At 47.0% G+C, this 25,243-nt stretch carries 28 protein-coding genes and 1 pseudogene; 8 read left to right on the forward strand and 21 right to left on the reverse strand.

Features of this window, described 5'->3' with window-relative positions; all coding sequences use genetic code 11:
• Positions 1–6: 6 nt before the first annotated feature.
• Positions 7–558 carry an NfeD family membrane protein gene (locus tag BM056_RS22890; protein WP_092474989.1) on the reverse strand — a complete coding sequence of 184 codons (552 nt, stop codon included), beginning with the start codon at positions 556–558 and terminating at the stop codon, positions 7–9.
• 68 nt (positions 559–626) lie between these two features.
• Positions 627–1,301: a PspA/IM30 family protein gene (locus tag BM056_RS22895; protein ID WP_092474993.1), complete on the reverse strand. Its 675-nt coding sequence runs from the start codon at positions 1,299–1,301 to the stop codon at positions 627–629.
• A 534-nt stretch (positions 1,302–1,835) separates the two neighbouring features.
• Between BM056_RS22895 and BM056_RS22900 the strand changes: the two genes are divergently transcribed.
• Both BM056_RS22900 and BM056_RS22905 read left to right on the forward strand, forming a co-directional pair.
• Positions 1,836–2,036, forward strand: a complete 201-nt coding sequence (locus BM056_RS22900) for a DUF3006 domain-containing protein (RefSeq protein WP_092474997.1) — start codon at positions 1,836–1,838, stop codon at positions 2,034–2,036.
• A 32-nt stretch (positions 2,037–2,068) separates the two neighbouring features.
• On the forward strand, positions 2,069–3,166 hold the full coding sequence (locus tag BM056_RS22905; RefSeq protein WP_092475001.1) for a ComEC/Rec2 family competence protein: 1,098 nt from the start codon (positions 2,069–2,071) through the stop codon (positions 3,164–3,166).
• A 95-nt stretch (positions 3,167–3,261) separates the two neighbouring features.
• On the opposite strand, the gene BM056_RS27440 is transcribed toward BM056_RS22905, so the two are convergent.
• A complete protein-coding gene (locus BM056_RS27440) occupies positions 3,262–3,387 on the reverse strand; it encodes a hypothetical protein (protein WP_274377585.1) in 126 nt (41 codons plus the stop codon).
• Positions 3,388–3,623: 236 nt separating this feature from the next.
• On the opposite strand from BM056_RS27440, the gene BM056_RS22910 reads away from it, so the two are divergent.
• On the forward strand, positions 3,624–3,887 hold the full coding sequence (locus tag BM056_RS22910) for a hypothetical protein (protein WP_092475004.1): 264 nt from the start codon (positions 3,624–3,626) through the stop codon (positions 3,885–3,887).
• Between the two features lie 508 nt (positions 3,888–4,395).
• On the opposite strand, the gene BM056_RS22915 is transcribed toward BM056_RS22910, so the two are convergent.
• From BM056_RS22915 to cysK, 4 genes are all read right to left on the reverse strand, one after another.
• Complete coding sequence (locus BM056_RS22915) at positions 4,396–6,006, reverse strand: putative polysaccharide biosynthesis protein (protein WP_092475007.1); 1,611 nt, start codon at positions 6,004–6,006, stop codon at positions 4,396–4,398.
• A 28-nt stretch (positions 6,007–6,034) separates the two neighbouring features.
• A complete protein-coding gene (locus BM056_RS22920; RefSeq protein ID WP_092475009.1) occupies positions 6,035–6,577 on the reverse strand; it encodes a methylated-DNA--[protein]-cysteine S-methyltransferase in 543 nt (180 codons plus the stop codon).
• Positions 6,578–6,597: 20 nt separating this feature from the next.
• Positions 6,598–7,491, reverse strand: coding sequence for a DMT family transporter (locus tag BM056_RS22925; protein ID WP_092475012.1), 894 nt, complete (start codon positions 7,489–7,491; stop codon positions 6,598–6,600).
• Between the two features lie 108 nt (positions 7,492–7,599).
• Positions 7,600–8,523: a cysteine synthase A gene (gene cysK / locus BM056_RS22930; RefSeq protein WP_092475015.1), complete on the reverse strand. Its 924-nt coding sequence runs from the start codon at positions 8,521–8,523 to the stop codon at positions 7,600–7,602.
• An 810-nt stretch (positions 8,524–9,333) separates the two neighbouring features.
• Between cysK and BM056_RS22935 the strand changes: the two genes are divergently transcribed.
• Entirely contained in the window at positions 9,334–9,534 is a 201-nt protein-coding gene (locus BM056_RS22935) for a hypothetical protein (RefSeq protein WP_131820825.1), read from the forward strand.
• A gap of 284 nt (positions 9,535–9,818) precedes the next feature.
• On the forward strand, positions 9,819–10,274 hold the full coding sequence (locus BM056_RS22940) for a YqhR family membrane protein (RefSeq protein ID WP_092475021.1): 456 nt from the start codon (positions 9,819–9,821) through the stop codon (positions 10,272–10,274).
• A 103-nt stretch (positions 10,275–10,377) separates the two neighbouring features.
• Here BM056_RS22940 and BM056_RS22945 read toward each other — a convergent pair whose 3' ends face one another.
• From BM056_RS22945 to BM056_RS22960, 5 genes are all read right to left on the reverse strand, one after another.
• Positions 10,378–10,782, reverse strand: a complete 405-nt coding sequence (locus BM056_RS22945; RefSeq protein WP_114319311.1) for a hypothetical protein — start codon at positions 10,780–10,782, stop codon at positions 10,378–10,380.
• A gap of 208 nt (positions 10,783–10,990) precedes the next feature.
• Positions 10,991–12,637: a chaperonin GroEL gene (gene groL, locus BM056_RS22950; RefSeq protein WP_092475026.1), complete on the reverse strand. Its 1,647-nt coding sequence runs from the start codon at positions 12,635–12,637 to the stop codon at positions 10,991–10,993.
• A 66-nt stretch (positions 12,638–12,703) separates the two neighbouring features.
• Positions 12,704–12,988 carry a co-chaperone GroES gene (gene groES, locus BM056_RS22955; RefSeq protein ID WP_092475029.1) on the reverse strand — a complete coding sequence of 95 codons (285 nt, stop codon included), beginning with the start codon at positions 12,986–12,988 and terminating at the stop codon, positions 12,704–12,706.
• 56 nt (positions 12,989–13,044) lie between these two features.
• Complete coding sequence (locus tag BM056_RS26430; protein WP_165613680.1) at positions 13,045–13,290, reverse strand: hypothetical protein; 246 nt, start codon at positions 13,288–13,290, stop codon at positions 13,045–13,047.
• An 18-nt stretch (positions 13,291–13,308) separates the two neighbouring features.
• Complete coding sequence (locus BM056_RS22960; RefSeq protein WP_092475031.1) at positions 13,309–13,797, reverse strand: MogA/MoaB family molybdenum cofactor biosynthesis protein; 489 nt, start codon at positions 13,795–13,797, stop codon at positions 13,309–13,311.
• 119 nt (positions 13,798–13,916) lie between these two features.
• On the opposite strand from BM056_RS22960, the gene fdhD reads away from it, so the two are divergent.
• Positions 13,917–14,699: a formate dehydrogenase accessory sulfurtransferase FdhD gene (gene fdhD, locus BM056_RS22965; protein WP_092475034.1), complete on the forward strand. Its 783-nt coding sequence runs from the start codon at positions 13,917–13,919 to the stop codon at positions 14,697–14,699.
• Between the two features lie 11 nt (positions 14,700–14,710).
• Here the strand turns inward: fdhD and BM056_RS22970 are convergent, their stop codons facing one another.
• The 4 genes from BM056_RS22970 to BM056_RS22985 form a co-directional block, all read right to left on the reverse strand.
• The gene (locus BM056_RS22970; protein ID WP_238456623.1) at positions 14,711–16,642 is read right to left on the reverse strand and encodes a molybdopterin biosynthesis protein; all 1,932 of its coding nucleotides are present in this window, start codon (positions 16,640–16,642) and stop codon (positions 14,711–14,713) included.
• Positions 16,643–16,657: 15 nt separating this feature from the next.
• The gene (locus BM056_RS22975; RefSeq protein ID WP_092475040.1) at positions 16,658–17,896 is read right to left on the reverse strand and encodes a molybdopterin molybdotransferase MoeA; all 1,239 of its coding nucleotides are present in this window, start codon (positions 17,894–17,896) and stop codon (positions 16,658–16,660) included.
• An 11-nt stretch (positions 17,897–17,907) separates the two neighbouring features.
• Positions 17,908–18,087: a hypothetical protein gene (locus BM056_RS22980; RefSeq protein WP_092475043.1), complete on the reverse strand. Its 180-nt coding sequence runs from the start codon at positions 18,085–18,087 to the stop codon at positions 17,908–17,910.
• 264 nt (positions 18,088–18,351) lie between these two features.
• On the reverse strand, positions 18,352–18,660 hold the full coding sequence (locus tag BM056_RS22985) for a MoaD/ThiS family protein (RefSeq protein ID WP_092475046.1): 309 nt from the start codon (positions 18,658–18,660) through the stop codon (positions 18,352–18,354).
• Positions 18,661–18,914: 254 nt separating this feature from the next.
• Here BM056_RS22985 and BM056_RS22990 point away from each other — a divergent pair, with 254 nt between their 5' ends.
• Together BM056_RS22990 and BM056_RS22995 are read left to right on the forward strand one after the other, a co-directional pair.
• Complete coding sequence (locus tag BM056_RS22990; RefSeq protein WP_092475049.1) at positions 18,915–20,093, forward strand: hypothetical protein; 1,179 nt, start codon at positions 18,915–18,917, stop codon at positions 20,091–20,093.
• Between the two features lie 124 nt (positions 20,094–20,217).
• A complete protein-coding gene (locus BM056_RS22995) occupies positions 20,218–21,333 on the forward strand; it encodes a coiled-coil domain-containing protein (protein WP_092475052.1) in 1,116 nt (371 codons plus the stop codon).
• 30 nt (positions 21,334–21,363) lie between these two features.
• Here BM056_RS22995 and BM056_RS23000 read toward each other — a convergent pair whose 3' ends face one another.
• From BM056_RS23000 to BM056_RS23015, 5 genes and pseudogenes are all read right to left on the reverse strand, one after another.
• Positions 21,364–21,657: a hypothetical protein gene (locus BM056_RS23000; RefSeq protein WP_092475053.1), complete on the reverse strand. Its 294-nt coding sequence runs from the start codon at positions 21,655–21,657 to the stop codon at positions 21,364–21,366.
• Between the two features lie 203 nt (positions 21,658–21,860).
• On the reverse strand, positions 21,861–22,577 hold the full coding sequence (locus BM056_RS27050) for a molybdopterin dinucleotide binding domain-containing protein (protein WP_238456624.1): 717 nt from the start codon (positions 22,575–22,577) through the stop codon (positions 21,861–21,863).
• Positions 22,549–23,845, reverse strand: a pseudogene (locus tag BM056_RS27555) (molybdopterin-dependent oxidoreductase). The gene BM056_RS27050 and the pseudogene BM056_RS27555 overlap by 29 nt, the downstream one beginning before the upstream one ends.
• A 5-nt stretch (positions 23,846–23,850) precedes the next feature.
• Positions 23,851–24,615: a YkgJ family cysteine cluster protein gene (locus tag BM056_RS23010; RefSeq protein ID WP_337833540.1), complete on the reverse strand. Its 765-nt coding sequence runs from the start codon at positions 24,613–24,615 to the stop codon at positions 23,851–23,853.
• Positions 24,616–24,684: 69 nt separating this feature from the next.
• Positions 24,685–25,146, reverse strand: coding sequence for a hypothetical protein (locus tag BM056_RS23015; RefSeq protein WP_092475054.1), 462 nt, complete (start codon positions 25,144–25,146; stop codon positions 24,685–24,687).
• Between the last annotated feature and the right edge of the window lie 97 nt (positions 25,147–25,243).

Here is a 25,243-nt window from a genome sequence, read left to right on the forward strand (position 1 = left end):
CCTCCTTTAGATTTTAGTAACCATATAAACGTTTTTCTTAATGTCAACAATAGCCACTTTGGTCCCGCCTGGTATCTCCTCTCCATCCACAGTTCTGGCCGGTGCGGTATATGTATTGCCGTTGACAACATAAGTGATTTTACCGAACCTGCCCTCGTAAATACCCATTGTAACCGTAGCAATTTGACCGATTAAATCCCGCTGCGACACCGCGCCGGTTTGAGCTTTATAAAGTGGCACAAGCAGAAACTTATACATTAAAGTGCTGATCAGCAGTCCGCAGGCCAACGCCAGGGGCAAGGCGATAGCTAGATGCATTTTCAGGTAGCCTGCCCCAATTATTCCTACCCCCCCGAAAACTGTTAGAAAAGCTGCCATGATTACGGGTTTGAAAGGGGATATGGGAGCCTCCGTTCCCGGCCCATCGGCATCCGTTTCCGGAGCCGTATCAAAATCACCGTCTATATCGGCAAAATCCAGCAACTGACCCAGAACAAATGATGCTGCAGCAAATATGGCTCCCACGCCGAAACACAATTGGAAGATTTTCATCAACATTGGTTATCACCCTCGCCCTGTTATGCTTTTAACCTTTTAACACCCCCCGCGCAATCCTGATCCTTTCGTTATTGCTGATCTTTTAATGACTCTTTTAACCGGGCCAGTTCCTCATCAATTTCAGACTGGTTATTACCCAATTCGGCCAGTTCTTCATCAATACCCTTGCTGTAATTACGAAGCTCCAGGCCCGCTGCCGACTCGGCTTCGTATTGCAGCACCTTGTCTTCCATGCGCTGGAACCCTTTTAGTGCAGTATCTTTGCCAAACCCGCTCATGGTTTTGTTAATTTCCATTTGCGCCCGGGCAGCGTTGGCCCTGGCAATCAGTGTAGCTTTTTTGGCCTGCATTTTTTCGAATTCGTCTTTCATATCCAGAAGCTGTTTTTTCAGGCTATCTGCTACGGCACGGGCCCGCTCCCACTGTCCCCGGTAATCCTCCGCTTTGGCTGCATGAATTTTCTTGTCCTCCAGCGCCTTTCTGGCCAGGTCTTCCCGGTTTTGTGCCAGGGCTTGCTTAGCCTGATCAACCCTTTTTTCCACCATCAAACCGGCATCTTTACATGATGCTTCCAGCCGTTTAACCACTGCGATTTGTTTGGCCACCGCCGCTTCCGCGTCGGCTATGTCGTCCTCCATATCCCGCAAGTATTGTTCCAGCATTTTTACCGGATCTTCAGCTTTGTCCAGCAGACTGTTCAAATTAGCCCTCAAATTATCGCCGATTCTTTTAAATAAACCCACAAAACCGCCTCCTTTTATTTTTGGTGTCAGGCATTAGTTAGTAAGCTAATTAGCAATACTGTGTTATGTTTTGTCTACTAACTTATTATATAGTTTTTATTACTATATCCTGCCTTGAAATTATTTTACAGTAAAGTATGACATTTTAACAACAGCCAAATAAGACCCTTTAAGGCTAAATTGAGTAAAGTAATAGAAATTACCTGGGTTATGATAATGTTTTAACTATTTTCAAGACTTTTCACGGTTATACTTAAGACACCACACGTATTACAATCAGTCATTATGTGGTTTTCTATACTACATAGACATGGAGTTTCCCATCCGTATCAAGCAGCGGTTTCTTTTTTGCTTTTTATAATACCTTGTATCTAGCTGAGTGCACTTGTTACAGCAAAAGATAATTTTTTAGAAAAAAAGACCAAGCGGGTATATATATCACAGGAAAACGTCCACTAAAAAAAGAAAAAGCTATTTTCAATAAAATCAGCAATGTAATATAATAAATGCACTGTGTAACAAGGAGGCTATAAGATGCTAATCATCGACCGTTTTGAAGGCCAGTACGCCATAATTGAAATTAACCGCAGAACGTTTCACATTCCCAAAACTCTGTTACCCAAAGAAGCTAGGCCGGGTGATGTCATAAAAGTACAAATCACGGTAGACCGGGAAGCTACAGAAACCAGGAAAAGAATAATCAATGAACAGGCCGATAAGCTGTTTGAAAGCTAGTCCAGGGTAATTAATGGGGAGGGTAATTACTTATGCCTAAACGAAAACACTTTTGGGCGCTAGCCCTGATTATTTTCCTTTTGTTTGCTGCCGGCTGTTCCAGCTCAACTACGACAACATCTAAAACCCCCTCCCTTCAGCCAGGACAAATGAGGGTTTGTTTTCTCGATGTAGGCCAAGCCGACAGCATTTTAGTCCAGATGCCCAACGGCCGGAACATGCTGGTAGACGCCGGCAATAATGATGACGGGGCTGCTGTAGTCAACTACCTCAGGCAATACGGGGTCAAACAAATTGATTATCTTATTGGCACCCACCCGCATGAAGACCACATTGGCGGTCTCGATACAGTTATCAAGAGCTTCAAAATAGGTAAATTATACATGCCCCAGGTCACCTCAACAACAAAAACTTTTGAAGACGTACTAAAGGCGGTCCAGGCCAAGGGGTTAAAAATAACCCCTGCCAGGGCCGGGGTGCAAATTATAAATTCCGGCAAGTTAAATGTTACAATGCTGGCTCCCAACAAAGCAGAATACGAAGACTTGAACAACTACTCCGCTGTTATTAAAGTAACATTCAACCAAATCAGTTTCCTTTTAACAGGAGATGCCGGTGAACAATCAGAAGCTGAAATGCTGCTTAGCAGCGCTATAAGTACCCAAGCCGACGTTTTAAAGGTTGGTCACCATGGCAGCCGGTATTCGACATCAGAGGGCTTTCTCAAAGCAGTTGCCCCCCGGTATGCGGTAATCAGCGCCGGTGCGGGCAATGATTATGGCCATCCCCACAAGGAAACTCTGGAAAAGTTACATGGGATAAAAGTTTTTCGAACTGATTTAAACGGGACAATTACATTTACCACCGATGGCGAAAAAATTAATGTTGCAACAGAAAAAAATCCACCGGATAATAGTATTAGCGCATCAAGTACAGGTGATGCCACCCGGCCTTCCCCCAAAATCTATGTAGATTCCAATGGTAAAGGTCTAATAAAAGGGAATATCAACTCCAAGGGTGAAAAAATTTATCATCTGCCCGGAGGAAGGTATTACGATCACACTAAAGCTGAAATATGGTTTAAAACCGAGGAGCAAGCCCGGGCTGCCGGGTTCAGACCACCAAAATGATAAAATGTAACGGCAATATTTTAAAATTTTGCTGTCCTTAAAAAGGCCTTCGGAGTTTTTTCCGAAGGCCTTAGGCATCAATTATTGGCAAAAAACTATTTCTTTTGCTTGTCTTTTTCACCTGTTGGAAAATGTTGAATAGAAGGATCTAAGGGTGGATTGTACAGTTTATAACGGTCTACTGAAATTTTCCGCTCTCCATAATTTTTATGGTCATCCATTAAAATTGACACCTCCGCCATATATTTTCACCAAATCAAGAAAAATTAGTCTTACCATCCCATAATTCCTCTACCAATTTTAACTGACCTAACTCAAATTAATGTGACAAAATTATCATGCTATATTTTGTATTTTTTTGAAAATATATCTTGATCTATAATTAATTAATTGTTATAATGTGTAAAAAGTTGCCATTAAATAACAGCAACCAGAGTTTGAAGGGGGAAGGATGTAAATGTATGACAATTCAAGGGACATGCTTTTCAACAAAATAATCAACTCGCTTACTGTAATCAGCGGATGCGCACAGCTCGCTTCCCGGGTTGATTATCCTGAAAAGGTAATTCATTATTTTAATGAAATAATCAGCCAAATGGACAAGCTATTATTTCTGCTTATAGAGCTTTATAAGCTGGATAGCGGATCCGCCGAGCCAAAATATTCACCAATGAATCAATATAAATCAACCGGAAACCGCCCGCCGCTGATTGTTTTATGAAAACACATAAAGAACCTCCCTTCTGTTAGGAAAGGAGGTTCCTTATTTTAATGAGCCCGTAATAATCTTCGCGCCGGCTATTATGAGTATCTTCACAGCCTGAGATAACCTTTCGGCTACCGCAGACCGGAGTATGAAAACCCATAATAACCTTTGCTCGGCCATTTGGGATATCTTTTAAGCCCGCGACAATCTCTCGACTGCCGCGAACCAGCGCAGTCAAACAATTGCAATTATAATACCCCAAATGACCTGAACTCGACCGGTAAGCAACCCTTAAGACCATATTACAATCCGCAATAGACTGCAATATAGCCTGCCGGATCACATATCGATCTTACCGCCGGCCAATACCGAGCTTTTAACCCGATATCGACCTTTGGCCGTCCACTGCAGAGCCTCACTTGAGACCCTGCAGCGAACTTGGTTCGACTATTACGAACCCGTTGATTCTATTATTGCCGTTAGATATGACAAATATAATAGCTAAAGTTTGGTAAATTTAATTTTAACTTTTTCCCATTTTTTCAAGCAGGGAAGCAACCTTTGATCCAATAACCGGTAGTCTTCGCACATCGTCAGCCATAACGCCCCCCAGCGCTATAAGCGCTACCGGATACACCACTGCTCCGGTTATGACTGCAAATAAAGTGGGCCAGGTGTTGCCGCCAACATGTATTAGCGCTGACTGGTAAACTGCCAGAACAGCAGCAGACATAGCAATCGTAGCCAGACCGGGGAGAAAAACCGTTCTGCTGAAATTGAAACTAAAGCCTACCAGCCTGGCTATAGCAACGACATTAAGAATAGAAGACACGATAAATATGACCACTGTTCCAAATGCTGCAGCCCGTATGCCCAGCGGGGTTGGGGTGAAGTAATAAGTTATGGCAAGTTTAATGATAATACCAATGATTAAATTTTGCACCGGGATTATAGCCTTACCCATGCCCTGGAGCGCTCCCGCAGTAACCAGGTGCACCGACCAGAAAACAACCACGCCGGCTAAAGCCGCCAGTGGCACACCGGCAGATTTTTCGGCAAACACCAAAAGGGTTAGTTGGCCGGCCAGCAGGTATAAGCCCGCTGCCGCCGGAAGCGCAAAGACAACTGCTATTCTAACAGCCTGGGATACCTGGTTTTTAATTCGTTCCAAATTTTTTACGGCAAAGTTTTCCGCAATTGCCGGAACGATACTTGCTCCCATAGAAAGAGCAAGAGCAATGGAAATATTGATAAAAGACATGGCCATTTGGTTAAACTGGCCGTACTGGGCTATGGCCTGCTCGTGGGTATAGCCCACCAACTGCAGCCGGTCAACAATTAATTTGTGATCAATAATTGCGGTTATGGACATGGCTACGCTGGCAAAAGAAATCGGCAGTGCAGTGCTAAAAACTCTTTTCAGCAAGGATAGCGTGCTTTCCCTGGCACCCGAAAAATCTTTTTTTACTAATTCAAGCAGTTCCCGCCTTTGACTGCGATAAAGGATTACCAGCATCAGTGTGGCCGCAATGGCGCCCGGCACAGCGCCCAGGTTGGCACCGGCTGCCGCTATGGCCAACCCCTTGGGCAATAGCAAATAACTGAACAGCAAAGTTGCCGCCACCAGCATCGTTTGATCGACTAATTGGGAGTAGGCCACCGCCCGCATGTTTTGCAAGCCTTGAAACAGTCCCCGGTAGGCCGCCGTAACAGCGGCAAAAAAAATAACGGGGGCAATGGCCCGCATTCCCAGGAAGGCATCGGGATTGGGGACCAGACCGCTTCTAATCAACCACCCCGCACCGGTAAATAACAATATTGAGAAGAATAACCCCATAATGAGCATCGCTGTTCTGGCCATACGAAATGCCCGCAGGGCATCCCGGTAATGGCCCATAGCCATTTTTTCCGACACAATGGTCGCCACCGCAACCGGTATCCCGGCGGAGGAAATTGTAAAAAACAACAAGTAAAATTGATTGGGTACAGCGTAAATACCCATTCCAACATCACCGATCATCCGGGTCAGCGGCACACGGTAAATCGCGCCCAGGATTCTGATGATAATCCAGGATACGGTCAGTATAAGTGTGCCCTGCAGCACCGTTTGTTTGTTTAAAGGATTTTTGGACATGAGCCTGCTGCTCCTTTACTGACCCTGCCTAGATTTCAGCTAGCGGGTATTTTCCACCGGGCCCAGGCGCCAAACCTTCAAGGGCCAGCAAATGCGATTTCCACTGCAGACCGCTGCCGAATCCACCCGGCGTTCCGTCACCGTAAATAACCCTGTGACAGGGGATAATGATCAAAATTTTATTCGAGCCCAGCGCTCCTCCCACCGCCCTGTTGGCGCGGGGACATCCGGCCAGGTTAGCCACCTGCCCGTACGAAAGCACTGTGCCGTATGGTATATCCCTGACCACCTTTAAAATTTTTTGCCGAAACGGAGTAAACACCGACCAATCAACAGCAATTTCAAATTTTTCCGGCTCACCGTCAAAATAGCGTTGCAGCTGCTGATCAAACCCGGAATAGTTCGTCTGTTTCAGGGAATCCATGCTGGAGTAAGCACTGATTCCCATTGCTTCTAAATTTTTGATACTTGCATCCTTTGTTTCAGCAGGCAAAGTCAAAGCTGCCAGGCCTTTTTTACTAAAGGCCGCGCTTAGCCAACCCGCAGCAGTATGTACTGAAAAAACCAGCATTTGTTTACCTCCCGTAAAAGCTAGTTTGCGCTGCTGTTTTGACTCCGGGCGTTGGATTGAATAAAAATCACCAGCCCGACCAGGATGATCAGCCCACCGGCCAACTGGGAAAAAGTAGGCACCTGCTGAAAGATAAAATAAGCCAGAATAGTCGCCCCAACAGGTTCTCCCAGTATACTTACCGAAACCACTGCCCCTTTAACGTAGCGAAAAGCCCAGTTAAATACAGTATGTCCCATAATCGTAGGGACCAGAGCCGCCAGAAAGAACATAAGCCACGTATTGGGCGTGTAATTTGATAAAGGCAACCCATAAGCCAATACCGCCATTAACAAAGCAACTGATGATACAAAATATACAATAACAATATAGGGCAATAACGAAAGGTGATTTCTGAGCCCACGTCCCACCAGCATATAGCCCGAAACGGTAATGGCTCCGATTACGGCCAATATGTCCCCGTACAGGGCCTGCCCCCCAATGCGAAAGTCACTGATTCCAATAACCAGGCAGCCGGCCAGTGCCAAAGCCGCACCCAAAATACCGCTGGGGCTGATTCTTTCCTTGTAAAACAAGTAGCCCCCGGTGATAACAAACAGCGGGTGCATGTTAACCAGCACTGTTGAACTGGCTATGGTGGTGTAATTAAGTGAGGTTATCCAGGTGGCAAAATGCAATGCCAGCATAAGCCCCGACAGGCAGGCCATCGCCACATCCCGGCGACTCATTGACCGCAGCTCGGTCCAACTGGTGGCCAGCGTTACCGGGGCAAGCATTAAAACCGTTAATCCTATCCTGTAAAAAGCTATCACCAGTGACGGCGCATCTGCCGCCTTGGCCAAAATTGAGCCGAAAGATACCGCAATAACGCCGATAATGACAGCAAGGTAAGGGTTTATTTTAGGTTGTGACATTCTGGTGCAGTTCCTTCTTCCATTAGTTAGTTTGCTAATATACCCGGCAAAATTCTCACGTTACTTGTAATTGGCGCTCAGGTGGCACTCCAGTAGTTCCCTCTCGTTTCAATACTGAAACAATTCGGTGGATAGATATCTTTCTCCCGTATCCGGGAATATGGTTACAATCGTACGATCCCTGTTTTCCTCACGGCCGGCGAGTTCCAGCGCAGCAAAAGCCGCGGCTCCCGCCGATATACCCACCAGCAGCCCCTCTTCCCCGGCCAGCCGCCTTGCTGTTTCTATAGCGGTATCTCCTTTAACCTTAAATATTTCATCCAGAATGTCCATGTTTAAAACCCCTGGCACAAAACCGGCTCCAATGCCCTGAATTTTATGTGGTCCCGGCTCGCCACCGGATAAAACAGGCGATTCCGCCGGTTCCACGGCAACTACCCGCAGACCGGGATTTTTTTCTTTTAGAGCTTCCCCCAGCCCGGTAATGGTACCCCCCGTACCTACACCGGCAACCAAAACATCAACTCGGCCCCCGGTATCCCGCCAGATTTCTTCGGCGGTGGTGCGGCGGTGAATTGCAGGATTGGCAGGGTTGTCAAACTGTCCCGGGATGATGGCTTCCGGTATTTCTCCGGCGAGAGCTTCAGCCCGCCGGATAGCCCCGGGTATTCCTTCAGCGCCGGGAGTTAAAACCACTTCCGCCCCGAGCGCCTTAAGCAGGTTGCGCCTTTCCATGCTCATGGTATCAGGCATGGTGATAATGCACCTGTAACCCCTGGCGGCGCAGACAAGCGCCAGGCCAATGCCGGTGTTGCCGCTGGTGGGCTCGATGATCACACTGTCAGCGTGCAGGATACCGCTTTTCTCAGCATGCTCAATCATTGACAGGGCAACCCTGTCCTTGATGCTGCCACCTGGGTTATAGTTCTCCAGTTTGGCCAGGACGCGCCCCGGCAGCCCTTTACCGATACACTTCAGCTCAAAAAGCGGAGTATTTCCGATTAATTGTTTAATATCACTGACTAACGGCATAAAATCCCACCTAATCCCTATTTTACAAAGATATTATTAACTTTACCACCGGCTGATATGCATGTCAATTACCGCCATCAATGTAAAGAGGCCCCGCGTACGCGGAGCCTAACTGAATTCTCTTTGGTTTTGGGCTATTACATCATGCCGCCCATGTAGTTCGATCTATTAATCAATAAACAACGATAATCAAATAAAGCAATACTGCCAAAGCTTGCAAAAGTTTTTAATACCCAGTCGCATCTATGATATTTTTAGCCAAAGGAGTCAGGTCAGGTCCAGCAGCTTATGAGCAACCCAGCAGACAATGAGAATCCAAAGATGGTGTTGGTTTGGGCAGTTGCCTGCATAGCTGGCATCATTTCCACAGCCTGTTTTTTGCCATCACAGGATGCCCAATAACCCACAGTTCCATCTCTGTCTCACATTTCATATATCACCCGTAATCTCCCCCAGCCTCACCATCGCCCAAAGCTCCGGGGTTATCTCAAGCCAGTCAGTCCAGGTGAAGGCCTACATGTCCGCACGAATCTTTTGTTTAGCCACTATCTCCGCCCCTCCCAAGCTTATCCGGTTCCTCCGCCTAGCGCTTGTTTCCAAAAGAAAAATACTGCCGAAATATATGTTTTTATGTTGGAAAATAATACTTTTTTTAGACCTATTTTTACAGGACTTGACATATTATTCATCAAAAATAGTATGAGCTTGAAAAAAATTGCCTTGGGGCATGAGTATTATTTTTTTTGGCCACTAATTAATATTTAGTGGCTTATTTATTTAAAGGAGTGAATAATCGTGTATAAGATATCCATGAAAAAAATAGATGAATTACAAATTATATTAGAAGATCTCAGGAACCACTTAACAATCATTAAAGGTTTTATTCAAATTTCATCTGGCACTAAGGTAAAAATTGATCATGAACAAATTCTAATGGATTCAGTAAGTAAATCTGACACTCTAATTGGAAATGCAATAAAAATTTTAGAATCTGTTCAAAAAACCAATTAAAATTAATACCTAATTAAATATTAAATACCCATTTTCATGCCCCATTTTTTACTTAAACACCCTGCACAATAAATACCATCACCAACCACCGCGATCTGTGAGTTCCTTATTTACACCACAGATTCAAAGCTCCTGAATGACGTAATTCTATTTTTTGCACTGACCGGCATCAGGTAATCCACAAAAACCACGCTCCTTTATACAAAACCCACAATACAGAATTACTTTTAATTGCTGCGGTTAAAATATATAAAACTAATCAAACCATCTGGAGGTTGATTTACTTGATATTACAAGATAGAACAACTAGAGGTTTTATAGCTGGAGTACTGGGTGGAATAGTAATGAACATAATAAGCTATATATCTTATTACCTTAATATCGCCAATTTACGTTTTTTAGACTGGCCCAGTATTATTATCACTGGGCATAGCCCTACCAATGCTTTACAAGCTATATTTTTCTTTCTCATTCAATTAATATTTGTAGGCTTTTTAGGAATTATATTTGCTTATCTTGTTTCCAAACTCGTAACAAGCATAAATTACATTTTTAAAGGATTTCTTTTTGCTGTTTTATCCTGGTTTGCTATTTATTCTTTAACGTATATAGCAGACGTACCTAAGCTTACACCGCTGACTATGGGTACGGCAGTAACAGACTTTATAGGTGCCCTCGTTTTTGGGTTTGTAGTATCTGAAACACTTAATCGATTTGATGCTAGAGAAGAAATGTCTTAAATCAACTCGATAGCCATTTATCTAAACCGGCGGGGCCAGGGTCTGGACCCTGGCCTCCCTGCCACTATCTCCGTCCTGGGCCTAATCGAATCAAACTCCATCCCTACCGCGGAACCTTCACCAGGCACCCGTTATCATCAACCAAGACGCCACCCTTCACTAAAGCAATCCATAAGAAACTTAGGTGCATAGTTATCCACCGGGTCTCTGCGTCGATGGGTAGCGTGGTAGTAAATAATTCACTGTTGCTCACCGGTACCTGGGCAGCCGAAAGGCCAGCAGCAGCCCCTGGACTAGCCGCAATAAGGTCTTTCTTGTATCGCCCCTGTTTTGCCCAGTACCAGTCTTTCCAAACGTTTAATGTAGGCGGCACAAATGGTATTTGAATCCACACTCCACCCGTGATGAGTTGCGCGTCCCATTGGACAATTGATATTCTTACCGGTTTCTTTTTTCTTCTGGTGAGCAACCTTATCTCTCTGGCCTGGGCTTGGCTAATTCTTGTCATTGCTTCACTTCCGTATCTAAGCTTTGGTTCCGTTGGGTACAACAAGGAGGATATATCTCCACGTAACCAAACCGAAAAAGAAAGAAGCCTCTCATAAGTTCGCTGAACTAATGAGAGACCTCTAATTTTTACACCTTGTGGGTAAAATGTGGGCAAATATGCTTTGCCCACATTGAAAACATTGATATTACTGGGCTAAATGGCCGTCTTACATCATGCCGCCCATGCCACCCATGCCACCCATGCCAGGAGGCATGCCGCCGCCCATGCCTTTATCTTGTTCCGGCTTATCCGCCACCAGGGTTTCGGTGGTGAGGATCATGGCCGCGATGCTGGCAGCGTTTTGCAGTGCAGAGCGGGTCACTTTGGCCGGGTCAACGATACCGGCATCAATCATGTTGACGTAATCGCCGCTCAGGGCGTTGAAGCCTACACCCGGGTCGACAACTTTAACCTTTTCAACCACAACCGAACCTTCCATGCCGGCGTTGCTGGCAATCTGGCGCAGGGGCTCTTCCAAGGCCCGGCGGACAATATCAACACCGACTTTTTCGTCCATGTTTTCGGGAGTAATGTCGTTTAAAGCATTGATTCCCTGTACGTAGGCCACGCCGCCACCGGATACGATACCTTCTTCAACAGCCGCGCGGGTAGCGTTGAGGGCGTCCTCAATGCGGAGCTTTTTCTCTTTCATTTCGGTTTCAGTGGCAGCACCCACCTGGATTACAGCCACGCCACCGGCCAATTTGGCCAGACGCTCCTGCAGTTTCTCCCGGTCGAAATCGGAAGTGGTTTCTTCGATTTGCTTTTTAATTTGAGAAACCCTGCCGGTGATATCGTCGGTTTTACCGGCACCACCCACGATAATGGTTTCCTCTTTCTTAATGCGAACCTTGGAAGCACGGCCCAGCATGCCGATATCAGCCTTGTCGAGCTTGAGGCCAACTTCTTCGGATATTTTGGTGCCACCGGTAAGAATGGCGATATCATCCAGCATAGCCTTGCGACGGTCGCCAAAACCGGGAGCTTTAACGGCCACGCAAGTGAAGGTTCCACGTAGTTTGTTCAGTACCAAAGTGGCCAGAGCTTCGCCTTCCACGTCTTCAGCAATGATCACCAGCGCTTTGCCGGACTGCACTACTTTTTCCAGAACAGGCAGGATATCGGCAACAGCGGAGATTTTGCGGTCAGTAATCAAAATAAACGGATCATCCAAATTGGCTTCCATTTTATCGGTATCGGTAATCATGTAGGGGGATATGTAACCCCGGTCAAAATTCATACCTTCTACCACTTCCAGGGTGGTCCCGATACCTTTGGATTCCTCAACGGTGATTACGCCATCTTTACCAACTTTTTCCATTGCATCGGCAATCAGATTGCCGATGGAGCTGTCGTTGGCGGAAATGGAAGCAACCTGGGCGATAGCTGATTTGCTCTCAACAGTTTTGGCGGAACCCTTAATGGCGTCAACGGCTTTTTCCACAGCCAATTCGATACCGCGCTTAATAATCATGGGATTGGCGCCGGCCGCCACGTTTTTCAAACCTTCGCGAACAATAGCCTGGGCCAGAACAGTTGCGGTAGTGGTTCCGTCACCGGCTACGTCGTTGGTTTTGGTGGCAACTTCTTTAACCAGCTGGGCACCCATGTTTTCAAATGGATCTTCCAGTTCAATCTCTCTGGCAATGGTAACCCCGTCATTGGTAATCATGGGGGAACCAAACTTCTTCTCTAAAACCACGTTGCGGCCTTTGGGGCCAAGGGTAACTTTAACAGCTTCGGCTAAGGCATTTACACCTTTTTCAAGCTTTTTCCTGGCATCTTCACGGAAAATAATATCTTTACCTGCCAATTGTCTTACCTCCCTCTATGATCATGGTATACTATTAATTACTTTGTAATCGCTTTGCTTACAGCTTTATACGATTATACCAAGAATGTCCATTTCACGCAGAATCAAGTATTCTACATCATCAATCTTAACTTCATTGCCTGAGTACTTGGAGAACAGAATCTTGTCCCCAACTTTAAGGTCAATGGCTACGCGCTGACCGCTGTCAAGCAGTCTGCCGGAACCAACGGCCACAACTTCACCTTGCTGCGGCTTTTCTTTTGCCGTATCCGGCAAAACGATACCACTTTTAGTAACTTCTTCGCTGGGTACTTGTTTAACTACAACTCTGTCCCCTAAAGGTCTGATCACAAAAACCCCTCCTTTTGGATATTAGGATATTTTTTTTATTGAGCGGTTTTAATTTGTTAGCACTCATTAGAGTTGAGTGCTAACATCCAAGTAATATAATATAGAACGAGCAAACCAAAAGCAAGCGCTTTTTTAGAAAAAATAGTCCAGATCTTGTCTAAAAAGGGCAATTTATTTGGCTCTAGCTTTTGATTTCTCCTTCTATATTTTTCTTGCTTAAATATAACCCTCAACTTTATTTCTAGAAATATTTTCCCACCGGAATAATTTAAATATACATATAAATCTTCCGTAATTACCAAAATTTAAAAGAAAGGTTTTCACGACGCGCATTCGCTGGCTCGGCCGGTTAGGATTTCCAGCCCGTGGGGCAGCGCCGGCATGATCGCCTCCAGGCACTCCCGCACGCCACGGGGACTGCCGGGAAGATTAACAATTAAGGTGCTGTTTCTCACACCTGCCACCGCCCTTGACAACATGGCCCGGTTGGTTTTTTTCAAGCTTTCCATACGCATGGCCTCCGGCAGGCCGGGTACCTCCTTTTGCAGCACGGCGAGTGTCGCCTCAGGGGTGTTATCCCGCGGGCTTAGGCCGGTACCTCCGGTCGTTAGAATTAAATCGTGCTTGCCGTGGTCAACCAGGTCGATCAGAGTTTCAACGATGGTGTCATAATCATCAGGCACCACCCTGTAATCTCCAACGGACCAGCCCTGCTGTTCAACCAGTTCGCGGATTACAGCGGCGCTGCTGTCCTCCCGTTCTCCCCTGGCTCCACTGTCACTCATAGTTAATACGGCAACTTTAAACATCATTTACGCCTCCTAATATTAGCGGGGTCCACTTAAAAAAAGTTAAATAGAAATTTCCTTGCACAACATTTGACCTCTCGGATAAAATATAAGTCAAATAACGCGCAGGAGGAAAGGCATTGAACGATAGGAAGATCATCACTGTTGAAAAAATTTCAGAGTCACGGCGCGAGTTTCAGGAAGATGTGGTGGTATGTGAAACAGCCGTCACCCTGTACGTTAACGAAGTTGAAATGGTAACCATGATCTGTACGCCAACGCACCTGCGCGAGCTTTGCCTGGGATTCTTATTTGCCGAAGGAATGATCGCCTCGGCCGGTGAAGCAACCGCTTTCGAATATAATAAAAACGACGGTCTGGCCTGGGTTGAAACAAAAAATCCAATTAACATTAAAAATAATTTTCTGAAAAGGCATATTGCGTCCTGCTGTGGCCGGGGCAGGGCATCCTTTTACTTTATTAACGATTCGGACATCAAGCCAATTATTTCAGAATTACATCTTCACGTCACCGAAATCTTTTCTCTGCGCAGCGAAGCAGAACGCAGATCCGAATTATTTACCGCCACAGGGGGCGCCCACGGCGCTGCGTTGGGCTGCAAGGGCGATGTAATCGCTTTTTTTGAAGATGTCGGGCGGCATAACGCCCTGGACAAAATAGCCGGGTGGTGCCTGCTGCACGACATCAATCCCGGCGATAAACAACTGGTGTTTTCCGGGCGGGTGTCCTCCGAAATTGTGCTCAAAACGGCCCGGCTGGGCATCCCGGTAATTATTTCACGCTCCGCGCCCACCGACCTGGCCCTGGAACTGGCCGGTCAGCTAAATGTCACTGTGGTTGGCTTCGCCCGTGGTAACAGGATGAACATCTATACCATGGGAGAGAGGATCAACTGCCAATAATCAGACCCGGGTCAGCTTCTACTTTCATACATTATCTTGCCGCAATCCCTTAAATCATACCCGCCCAAAGAAAAAACATCTTGCTGAAACTGCGGCTCAGCCATAACTTCCAGCAGCCTCTGAATATAGGGTGTGTTAAAGTACTCGCCCAGTATGCATAGGTCGTACCGTTCTTCTACCACGGGAACAAAATCCAACTCCAGCGCCAGCGCCGCCGCCCTGATGCCCATCCCGGCATCAGCCGATCCGGAGGCCACCGCGGCCGCCACCGCCATATGCGTATATTCCTCCCTTTCATATCCCTGGATGACGTCCGGGGCAATACCATTTTGTTTTAATTTGTAATCGAAAAGTATCCGTGTCCCCGCACCGCGCTGCCTGTTTACATAATTAAGCCTTTTTGCGGCCAAATCATCAACCCCACGAATCTGATGGGGGTTGCCGGGGGCCACGATTAATCCCTGCTCCCTGTGCACCAGATTCACTAAAACCACGGATTGTCCGGCTAAAAACCTGTTTATGTAGGAAACGTTATAATCCCCGGTCTCTTCGTCCAACAGGTGGGTTCCAGCGCAATGAGCCTCGCCCCGCTTTAATGCATTCAACCCGCCCAGGCTGCCCACGTGGGCAGAAGATAACGTGGCACTGGGAAATCTTTTACGCAAGTGGTTGGCCAAAACGTCCAGGGCGATATCGTGACTGCCAATGATGACAGTGGTTTCATTTACCTCTTCCAAAGGGCGCATCAATTCCACCTGCACCGCCTGCCCGGCCTTGTACCCTTCGGACAATCCGGAAACTCTGAGCATTCCATCGGCCCGGACCATCGACATAATTACACCCGCGCCCCTGGAAATTGGCGTGCAAACAATTTTTTCTCCCACCTTACCCAGTTTTACGCGGATAAATTCCTCAGTTCCCATAGGTGAAACTATTTTACGGGAAACTATGGCTTCGCTTTTTTCTCTCTGAGGCGGTACGGCACCAAGTTTGGCGTACACAACGGGCTTGACGAACAAATCCGCCGCCAGCACCGCTGAAACCGGGTAGCCCGGCACTCCCACCACAGGCTTATTTTGAATCTCGCCCAGGACAACGGGTTTGCCCGGCTTGATGGCAACTCCGTGGGTTAAAACCCGCCCCAAATCTGCAATCAGTTGGGCGGTAAAATCCTCCCTGCCGGCCGATGAACCGGCATTAATTAAAACGATATCGCACTCCTCTACCGCTTTCTGCAGTCGCTCCTTCAGGGCATCATAGTTATCGGCAGTAATTTCCAGCCGCTGCGGGCTACCGCCCCATTCCGCCACCATTGCGCCTAAAACCCTGGTGTTGTACTCAATAATATCCCCGGGCTTAAGTTCAGCCCCGGGCTGCACCAGTTCAGTACCTGTGGGCATAAGCCCAACTTTCGGCTTTGGGTGCACTGCGATTTCCGTCACCCCGCCGGCCAGAATGCCGCCCAAATCAAAGGAACGCAGCCGGTGGTTGGCCGGGACGATCATCTCCGTGGCCACTACGTCCTCGCCAATTTCCCGCATATGCTGCCAAGGCACCGCCCCGGAAGTTATTTCAAAGGTTTTTTCATCAATAAAATGGACATCTTCAATCATAATTACAGCGTCGCAACCCGGGGGAATGGGATCGCCGGTATCAACTATTACGGCATTTTCATCCATAGTAAGCAGTTTTGGCGTTGCCTCCGAGGCGCCGAAGGTATCCAGCGCACACACCGCCACCCCGTCCATTGCCGAAGCATGGTAGTGCGGCGAAGAAGATCGCGCAAACACAGGAACTGCAGTTACCCGTCCCGCCGCTTCCTCCACTGGAATTATTTCATTTTCACCTGGGTCCAGCCCCCCCACCCCGGCCAGGTGGGCCAGATATTCCTCCAGCGCCTGTTGCAAAGGCTTGTCCTCCAGGTAAACATCCCGTTTATTCATTATTTCACTCCGTTTCTAAATCAGTTTAACCTCAACGTACTCTCCGGCTTCAACGCCTTCTTTTTCCGCCGGTATGCGCGCCAGCCCGTTGGCCTGGACCATCGTGCTGATCAGTCCGGATTTGCCGAGTATAGGTTCCGCTACGATAATCTCTTCGTCTTTGTAGAGCCTGACCCTGAGATAATCTTCCCTTCCGGCGGCCGACCGCATGTTCCTGGTCATACGGGCCCGCACGGGAAACTCCAGTGGGTTGTTCCGGTAGATCCCATATTTAAGCAGCGGTGTAACCAGCAGCTCGAAAACAACCATAGCTGAAACAGGGTGTCCCGGCAGCCCGAACACCGGCTTGCCGTCCACCACCGCCCCTACCGTAGGTTTTCCGGGCTTGATGGAAATTCCGTGAAACAAAACACCTGGAAAACCCAGGCTGTCGATTACTTTATGTGCCACATCCCGCACTCCCACCGAGCTGCCCCCTGACAGCAGCACAATGTCACACTCCGCCAACGCCTGCCTTACCTTGTCCAGAAGCAGCTCATAGCTATCCCTGACGATACCGTAAATGCAAGGTTTTGCCCCACAGGCGGCAGCCTGACCGTACAGTGCGTAGGAATTGATGTCCCGCACCTGGCCGGGTGCCGGGCTGCAGCCCGGCTCAATCACTTCGTCACCGGTAGAAATTATGCCTACCCTGATCGGGAGGGCCACCGCAACTTCGGTCAGGCCCACGGACGAAAGCAGGCCCAGGTCCTGGGGACGGATAATCTGCCCGGCGGAAAGCACCCTGGCGCCCGGTGAGATATCCTCACCACAGCGAACCACATGATCACCTGGTGCTACCGGCCTGGTCACACCAATGGTTCGATCATCCAGTTCCTCGGTATATTCCACCATCACCACAGCATCAGCACCGGGCGGCAGCATCCCCCCGGTGGGTATGCGCCAGGCCTGGCCGGTCCCGATATTGCCCACTGCCTCTCGCCCCATCAGGACTTCACCGGTTACATCCAGGTAAGCAGGCAGGCTTTCAGAGGCACCAAAAGTATCCCGGGCCTTAACCGCAAAACCATCCATAGTAGACCTGTCAAAGCCGGGCACGGCGTCCAGCGCCCGAACATCCTCGGCCAGCCGCCGGCCAGGTGATTCCAATAACAATACCTTTTCAATGCCACCTATATTAATATGCCCGCCGATGATAGTCCTTGCCTCTTCAACCGTGCGGGCCTGGAACAGATCCTGGAACAGTTCGGCCATCATTATACCTCCTAGAAACAGCCCAACTCGCAAGCAAAAATTTTTATTTCCAGTTCGTCAGCAACCTTGCCGATTTCTTTTGGTGATACCCCTAAATCAGCGGCCAGCTTTCTGGCGGCGGTGCAGCTTAACTTCCCTTCCTGTGCCGCCTTACTAAGTGCCGCTTTTATTGCTTCAGTTTTATTTTGCATCAAATTTCACTCCCTGGTTAAATTAATGAACTTCAAAGCGTTTTGCATAATAGAGTATATTGTTCATCCAAAGCTATTTTTTATTTTTTAGTATTCAGGAATCACAATTCAGTAGTCAGAGTACCATGAGCCCGGCTCTCTCATTCTGTCTCCTATCTGCTAAAAAATTATAATGCTGAATAGTTGCCAAATATTCCTTATTAATATTTTGTGATATTTTGCAATATCAATGACAATTTTATCTCACATGCTAATTTAGTGCTATTATTTTTCAACTTTATTGGCCGGGTTGACCAGTCCTAAAATAACACGGTAAGGTCCGGGGGTTCCGGGCGGAACATAAGCCACCCTGTCGCCGGGGCGAACAGTGCGGTCCAGCGGCCCGGCATTGCCGTTAATAAAGACGCCCTCTATTTTTTCCCGGGGCAATTCCAGTTTTTCCGCCAGTTCCGCAGCAGTACATTCTTCATCCAGCTTAAACATCATTGGAAAAGGCCACCCGCGCTGGTCAAATATCTCTTTAATAAAGGAAAAACCCCTGACTTCAACTATGTTGCTTGCATTATTACTCACTTAATCACCCCTGTTAAGCTTTTATTTAAGTATTATATCATGTTTAGAAAAATCCCCCCCAAAACACCTGAAGATCTGCTATGATAAAATATATTAAAAGAAAAATACCAGAGTGGAGGTGCTTAATTAACCGGAGCCGTATTTAAATTTACCTTAAAAAGGAGAGGATCGCTATTCTAAATAAGAGACTTATCGCTATAACGGTAACACTTTTAATAGTATTGGGTGCAGCCCTGACAACAGGAGCTGCCAACTTGTCCGCCAAGCAATTGTTGATCAATCAAATAAATAATATGAACTTCGGCGTTGATCAGGAAATTTACAATAAATCAACCGGTAACGCACATTATGAAATTTCCAAACTGGCTGGCGACCTTACCCAGGAATACAATTTGCTGCAAGGGGCAACTCTTGATTTGTCCAACCAAATGAGCACGCCTGACAAAACCGGCGCCCTTGATTTAACCGTTAATGTTGGTGGCCAAAGTTACAACGGACAGGTTTGTTTAAGTGGAGACAAGGTCATTATTAACAAAGCTATTCTGGAAATGATTGCAGAACTATTCCCTCAGACCCAGATGGGGGACATTGCTCAGTATCCCGACTATTTGTATTTCAGCCGGGAGGAAATGTCGGGTGTATGGGAATCTATGCTGCAGTACCGTGATAATCAAGCGCCGCAGGAACTTAAAGATTTACTGGTTTTCCTGGTTGAAGCAATCCCTGATCAATATTTCACCGCCTCTCTTAGCGGTGTTACTTTTAAGCTTGACCAGGCAGGGTTGGAGGATGTTATCTATAACGTATTACTTAAGGTTAGGGATGAAAAGGAGCGGTTTGCCGGTATTATAGTTGGGATGTCCACCATGTACGGTCCCAACCCCGACCTTGATCCTGAAACCATGCGAGAAGATATCATTGCCGGGATTGACAAAGCTGTGGCTGATGGTAGTTTCCCGACCAAAGAGCAGATCCATTTGATGTCTCAGTTTGTTCAGGTTCAGGATTTCTATTACCAGGCTTCCCTGCCTCCCAGCGCTGCCAAAGAATTCAAATTAACACTTAAACTTTCCGAAACCAGCGGTTTGCCGGGAGAAATCACTATCACCAGCAAGACCACCGGCAGTAAGAACAATATCAATACGAACGCCAACGCCTCGCTGGACATTAAAACCATAGATGGCAACAATATTAGCGGCACACTAAACCAAACATATATGTATCAGGCCAAACGAGCTGATTCACAGATGGTTATGTCAGCTAAAGCATCTAACCCCTCAACAGGCGGCACCTTATTGGATTTTGAATTAAAAGGTGATTCTTCTCAACAGGCGGATTCCGGGCTGAAGATAGCTTTACCGGAATTAAACGAAGAAAACAGCATGGACATAACCTCACTAATTGAACAAGGAACTGACGAGGATAGATTATAATTTCCCCTTTGGGGTCAATGAGCCAATCCATGTGATTGGCTCGTTTTTATTATTAGGAAGGAATAATCATCGAAAATTAGAACTATTAATTAATAATGTGATAATTGACTGAAGAGTGAGCGAAATGACTATGAATGAAAAATATAGACGACAGGCAGGTATAATACTGCTTTTTATTTTCATAGCCACGTTTACGGCTGCTCAAATACCGGCGGCAGGCAGTCTGACTAACAACTTCGTTTCCGATTTACAAAATCAAGAAAACCAAATCTTAGCGGAATTAATCACCATCAATCAAAAGATTGAAGCCGGGCTAAAGGAAAAAGAATCTCTGGAAAAGAAGCTTGCCGCCAATGAGCAAAATGCCGCCAGGGCCAAAGCAGATCTTGAAGTGATTACTACCGATCTACTCGAACAAAAAAACAGGCTTGGACAAATGGTGTCCTTCATCTACAGGTTTGGCTACACCAGCTTACTTGACGTTTTCCTGTCCGCTTCTGATTTTAACGATTTTACCAACAGGTTATTCCTAATATCGGCAACAGTTGACCGCTACGTTCAAATATATAATCAAACTGAAAACCTGAAAAACAAAAACGAAAATAAGCTGAAAGAAATTGATAGCATTAGTGCTTCAATTGCCGCTGACCGCAAAAAAATACAACAGGCGATTACCCTGCTGCAAAAAACAAAAACTGAACGGTCTAATTTCCTGGCCCGGTTAAAGAGTCAATCGGCTGAACTGGAGGCCAGGCTTACCCTCTCTGCGGACCGTTGGTCGGAGACTAACGCCACCATCACCGGTGTCATGGAAAAGCTCAGTTCACTGCCACCGGAAGAGTTTATGCCGGATAGGGTAGGTTTTATACTTGGGGGTATTCAGGTTGAGTTTACGGAAAAAACCTTAAATTCCAAAGTAAATCAGGGAACCGCCTTGTCTCAGGCACCCGTCAATATTAATCTTGAACCAAAGCAAACAATTTTTTCCGGGATAACCCTGGACACCGGTACCAGCTTTGAAGTTACAGGTGATTTCAAAATAGCCCGGGGCGGAAGGGAAGTCCTTTTTATTCCCCGTTCGTTTTGTTTCGGTGAAACCACCATCGATGGAACCTTATTAAGTTATATCTATCAGAGCAATTTTTTAAAGTGGGATATTACCAGGAATTTACCAAATTTTTATGCAGTCGATCTTGTCACCGACAGCAATAAGATAGTAATTTCACTCAAACAAAATTAAGTTTCTTTATACTACAATTTTCTTCAGTTTTTATTTTGCCATTTTTTCCAACCTGGCTACCCTTGATACAAGATAACCGGTGTCGATTTCGATGCTGTCAAGCCTTTCATCAATATGTTTTTGCAATTTATCAATTTGATCACCGCGCAAGCTGTAACCGTCAAATAGAACACGTATTTTATCAATAACTTCAGTTTCCACGCTAAGTTCCAATTTGTCAACTTTTGATTCTAGCTTATTCATACGGGACTCAATGCGTGATTGCCCTTCTGTAAGTGAGTGAAGCTGCTTTAAAACCAAGCTTTGAAATTCTTCATTGGTCAAAGATCACGCCTCCTTCTATTCTTGGCTGAAATAAAGTAAGCGAACATCAGACCGCCACCTCATTGCTAATATTATACAATGAAATATTGTATTGTACATTGATGCAAATAAAAGTTGAGTTTGGTATTATAATTTAATGCAATTGATAAGGAAGTTTGTCCAAAAACAAGTTTTGTTGGCGGCAGAGCAAAAAACCCCCCGGGTTAAGGCGCCGCTTTTAGCGGGGTTATCCGGCAGCGGCAATCATAGTAGCATGACCCGTCTCCCAGGTCGGATATTATGTCCGGAGTCAGAACATTCACCCCGCCGCCCTGGTTGATCCAGCGCCCTTGAAATACGCTTATTACTCCCGGGCTTATGCCACTGTTAAACTGGACAATCCCTTTAAGCCGCCCGCCGGGGGACTCAACCCATACGCTGTCACCCTCTGCAAGTTTCATATCAGCGCCGGTCTCCGGGTGCATTTCCACCTCGGGAAGCCGGGCAAGCCACTCCCCGGATTCCAGGTTCCAAAACTGAGAGTTAGTAAAATCACGGTGATGCGGCGTAAGCAGGTGATAAGGATACTTTTTCCGGTCTTCCCTGTCCGAGGCCGGCTGCTGGTAGACGGGCAGCGGTTCCAACCCCAATTGTTCAGCCCGCTGGGAATATAGCTCGTATTTGCCACTGGGAGTGGCAAACGCCTTGTTTTCCCAGGCCACTTGGGGGGACAGCGGGTTACGTACCGGCCCCCGGCGCAATGTCTCAATAGTAATACCCAGTTCCGCGGCGGGAGCCAGCGCCCGCTGGAGCCATTGCTCCGGCTGCAAATCGCCAAATTCCGAAAGCAGCCCAAGGCGCCGGGACAGCTCGGTAAAAATACGGAGTTCCGACCTGCATTCACCCAAAGGTTTAATAACCGCCGGAGTATAAGTTGGCATAATTGTTCCAGGAGGAGATAACTATATCCTCATCTTCGAGGAAAGTAGTGCACGGCAGCACCAAATCAGCCTCAGCGGCGGTATCGGTCATAAAGAAATCAATTACAACTACAAAATCGGTAGCCTTAAAAGCTTGCCGGGCCAGGTTGATATTGGGCAATTGATTAAGCGGATTGGAGCGGGTGACAACAATACTCCGAACCGGTGGGTCCTGGGCTTCCATGATTTGGCGGGCCAGTGCGGGCCAGGGAAACAACCGTTTCGCTTGCGCATACTCCCGACCCGACAGGTCGGCCAAGAACTGCTTCCAATGCCTCTGCACATAATTAGCTCCGCCTCCGGGCATCCCTATATTGCCCGTGATGGCAGCCAGAGCGTCAATACAGCGAACGGTGCGGCCTGAATTGGCATAGCGCTGCATTCCATAACCGAATAATATAGCTGAAGGACCGTGCTTGGCATAACGCCTGGCTAAATTCTCAATTTCAGGCGCATTAATGCCGCATATGGCAGCAGCCTGCGCCGGTTTAAACTCCCGCACAGATAAGGCAAACTCATCATAGCCTAAAACATGTTCTGTAATAAAAGCATGCTCAACCAAATTTTCTGAAATTATTACGTTGGCCATGGCCAGAGCCAAAGCGCCGTCGGTGCCGGGGCGCGGTGAAATATGCTGCAGACCGATGATACCGGTACGTACGCGCACCGGGTTAATAGAGATAATCTTCGCCCCGCCGGCCGCACAGCAGGTGCGGATTAGTGCGGGCGGGGTCACGCCCCCAGAGAAGAATAGTGTTTGAATTAAGCAGATCTTCCCATTCATGCATCTGTAAAGCACCGAAATCCAGCAATTGAGCAGCATAACCGCTGCCCCAGCAAAGGCTGCCCTGCGGCTCGGTAACCCCCCCGTAGATGTTGAAAAAGCGGGAACCCAGCCCACGCAAAATTCCGTTTGACCCGGTGCAATCATGATGCAAAACAGCGGTGGAACCATAGCGCTCTTTAATACTTATCAATTTGCCGGCCCAAAGATCCAAGGCGTCATCCCAGCTAATGCGTTTCCAAACACCGTCCCTGCGCACCAGCGGGTGGAGGATGCGGTCAGGGCTGTATAACCTGTCCAGATGCTTTTTAGCCTTGGTGCAAATCTTACCCTTGGTAAGAGGATGGCCGGGGTCACCTTTAATAGCTGTTACCCGGCCGTTTTCAGCATATATCAACAGCCCGCAGGACGAGTAGCAATCCAGCGGGCAGGAAGAGCGATACACTTTTTTCAATTCCCAAACACCTCGTCCCTGACGGTTATCGACTTGCGCAGATCAAACCCCGAAACCAACCACCTGAAACCAAACTTCAACAGTTCCAAATCGTTATTTTTTATTTTTGTCACTGTTTCCGGAGGGATGTCGAAAATTTTTATAAAACTGCCGTCAAAAACATACCGGCGGAACTTGTCCAAATCGTAGCAGGCCATAAAAAACATCTCCATAATATGCCGGTCCAAACTCGGCAGCCCTGTCATCTGAAGCCCGGCGGGTATTTCTTCGAATCCGCTTTCCAACTCCTGATACCCTTCATTGCCCTGATTCTTCATCCAATCTCCTACCGTCCATTCCGTATCTTCCAATAGGCCGCGACAGTGGTCGCTGTCAAAGGCAAACCCGTACCTGTTATTTCCCCTGATTTCCACAGGCGCCATGCGGCAGGACCAGGGTCTCTCGTCATATATTGCACACCCCTGGCCGGTGACAAAAGGGCAGATCAGATCAGCATCATCCCTCATTTTTATCAGCACCACGGGAAAACCGGTACCTCTGGCCTGTAGCCTGGTGGTGTAACGTTCAAGAAATTCACTGGTAGAAAGCCCCAGTTTTCTACTCATTCGCAGCACATCATACGGTGATAAAAAGATATTTATATCTCTGCAGCAGCGATTAAAACACTCCAGCTTAGAATGACACAGGAATCTGAACCTGCCGTCACCGGTAAACTCTGTATGCCTGCCCTGTACGGCTGTTTTCTGGCCGATGTTCTTCACCCCCGATTCTTTACGCGGCAGCTTAGTTTCCCCACCTGTTATATTTTATCATAACAATCAATGCTGCGTTTAGGTAAGTAGCCCTACCTCCGATCGTTTTTTCCCCAACCTGTCACACAATCTACCAACAGCTTTGCTGCAGTTTTCCAAACTTAAAAATTCAGTGCCCATCTCTTGGCCGGCATTAAAAAAACCAACCACTTCACGACCGTTCAGGATCAGCACTCTATCCGGTCTGATATCAAAAACCAGGTCATTATCCGTATCGATAAAAATTCTGGTGTAAGCTGGTTTGCCTTTAGAAGATTTAATTACTGTCTGTAAATATAAGTAATCTCTCCCGGGAACCTGGCTCTCTTCTGTTACCCTGGTAAAATCCGCATCGTCACGCCGGCCAATTTCTAACCGCCCTATGACCGTTAAAAAGTCACGTACTGCCCCAACCTCGTTCAGGTGGACCAACCGCACCACCTTCCAGCACCATTCCTGATTAAAAGTATTTAAAAAATCGTTTTGTGGATATATTGCCATCTAGAGCACCTCCAATTTATCTTCGCACAGCCTGTAAAACCCCGCCCTCTTCGGTCGGGGATTAACAGGCTGTAAGCTCGAAATAAGTGCGACTAAG

Source organism: Desulfotruncus arcticus DSM 17038 (assembly GCF_900113335.1).
Classification (GTDB): Bacteria; Bacillota; Desulfotomaculia; order Desulfotomaculales; family Desulfallaceae; genus Desulfotruncus; species Desulfotruncus arcticus.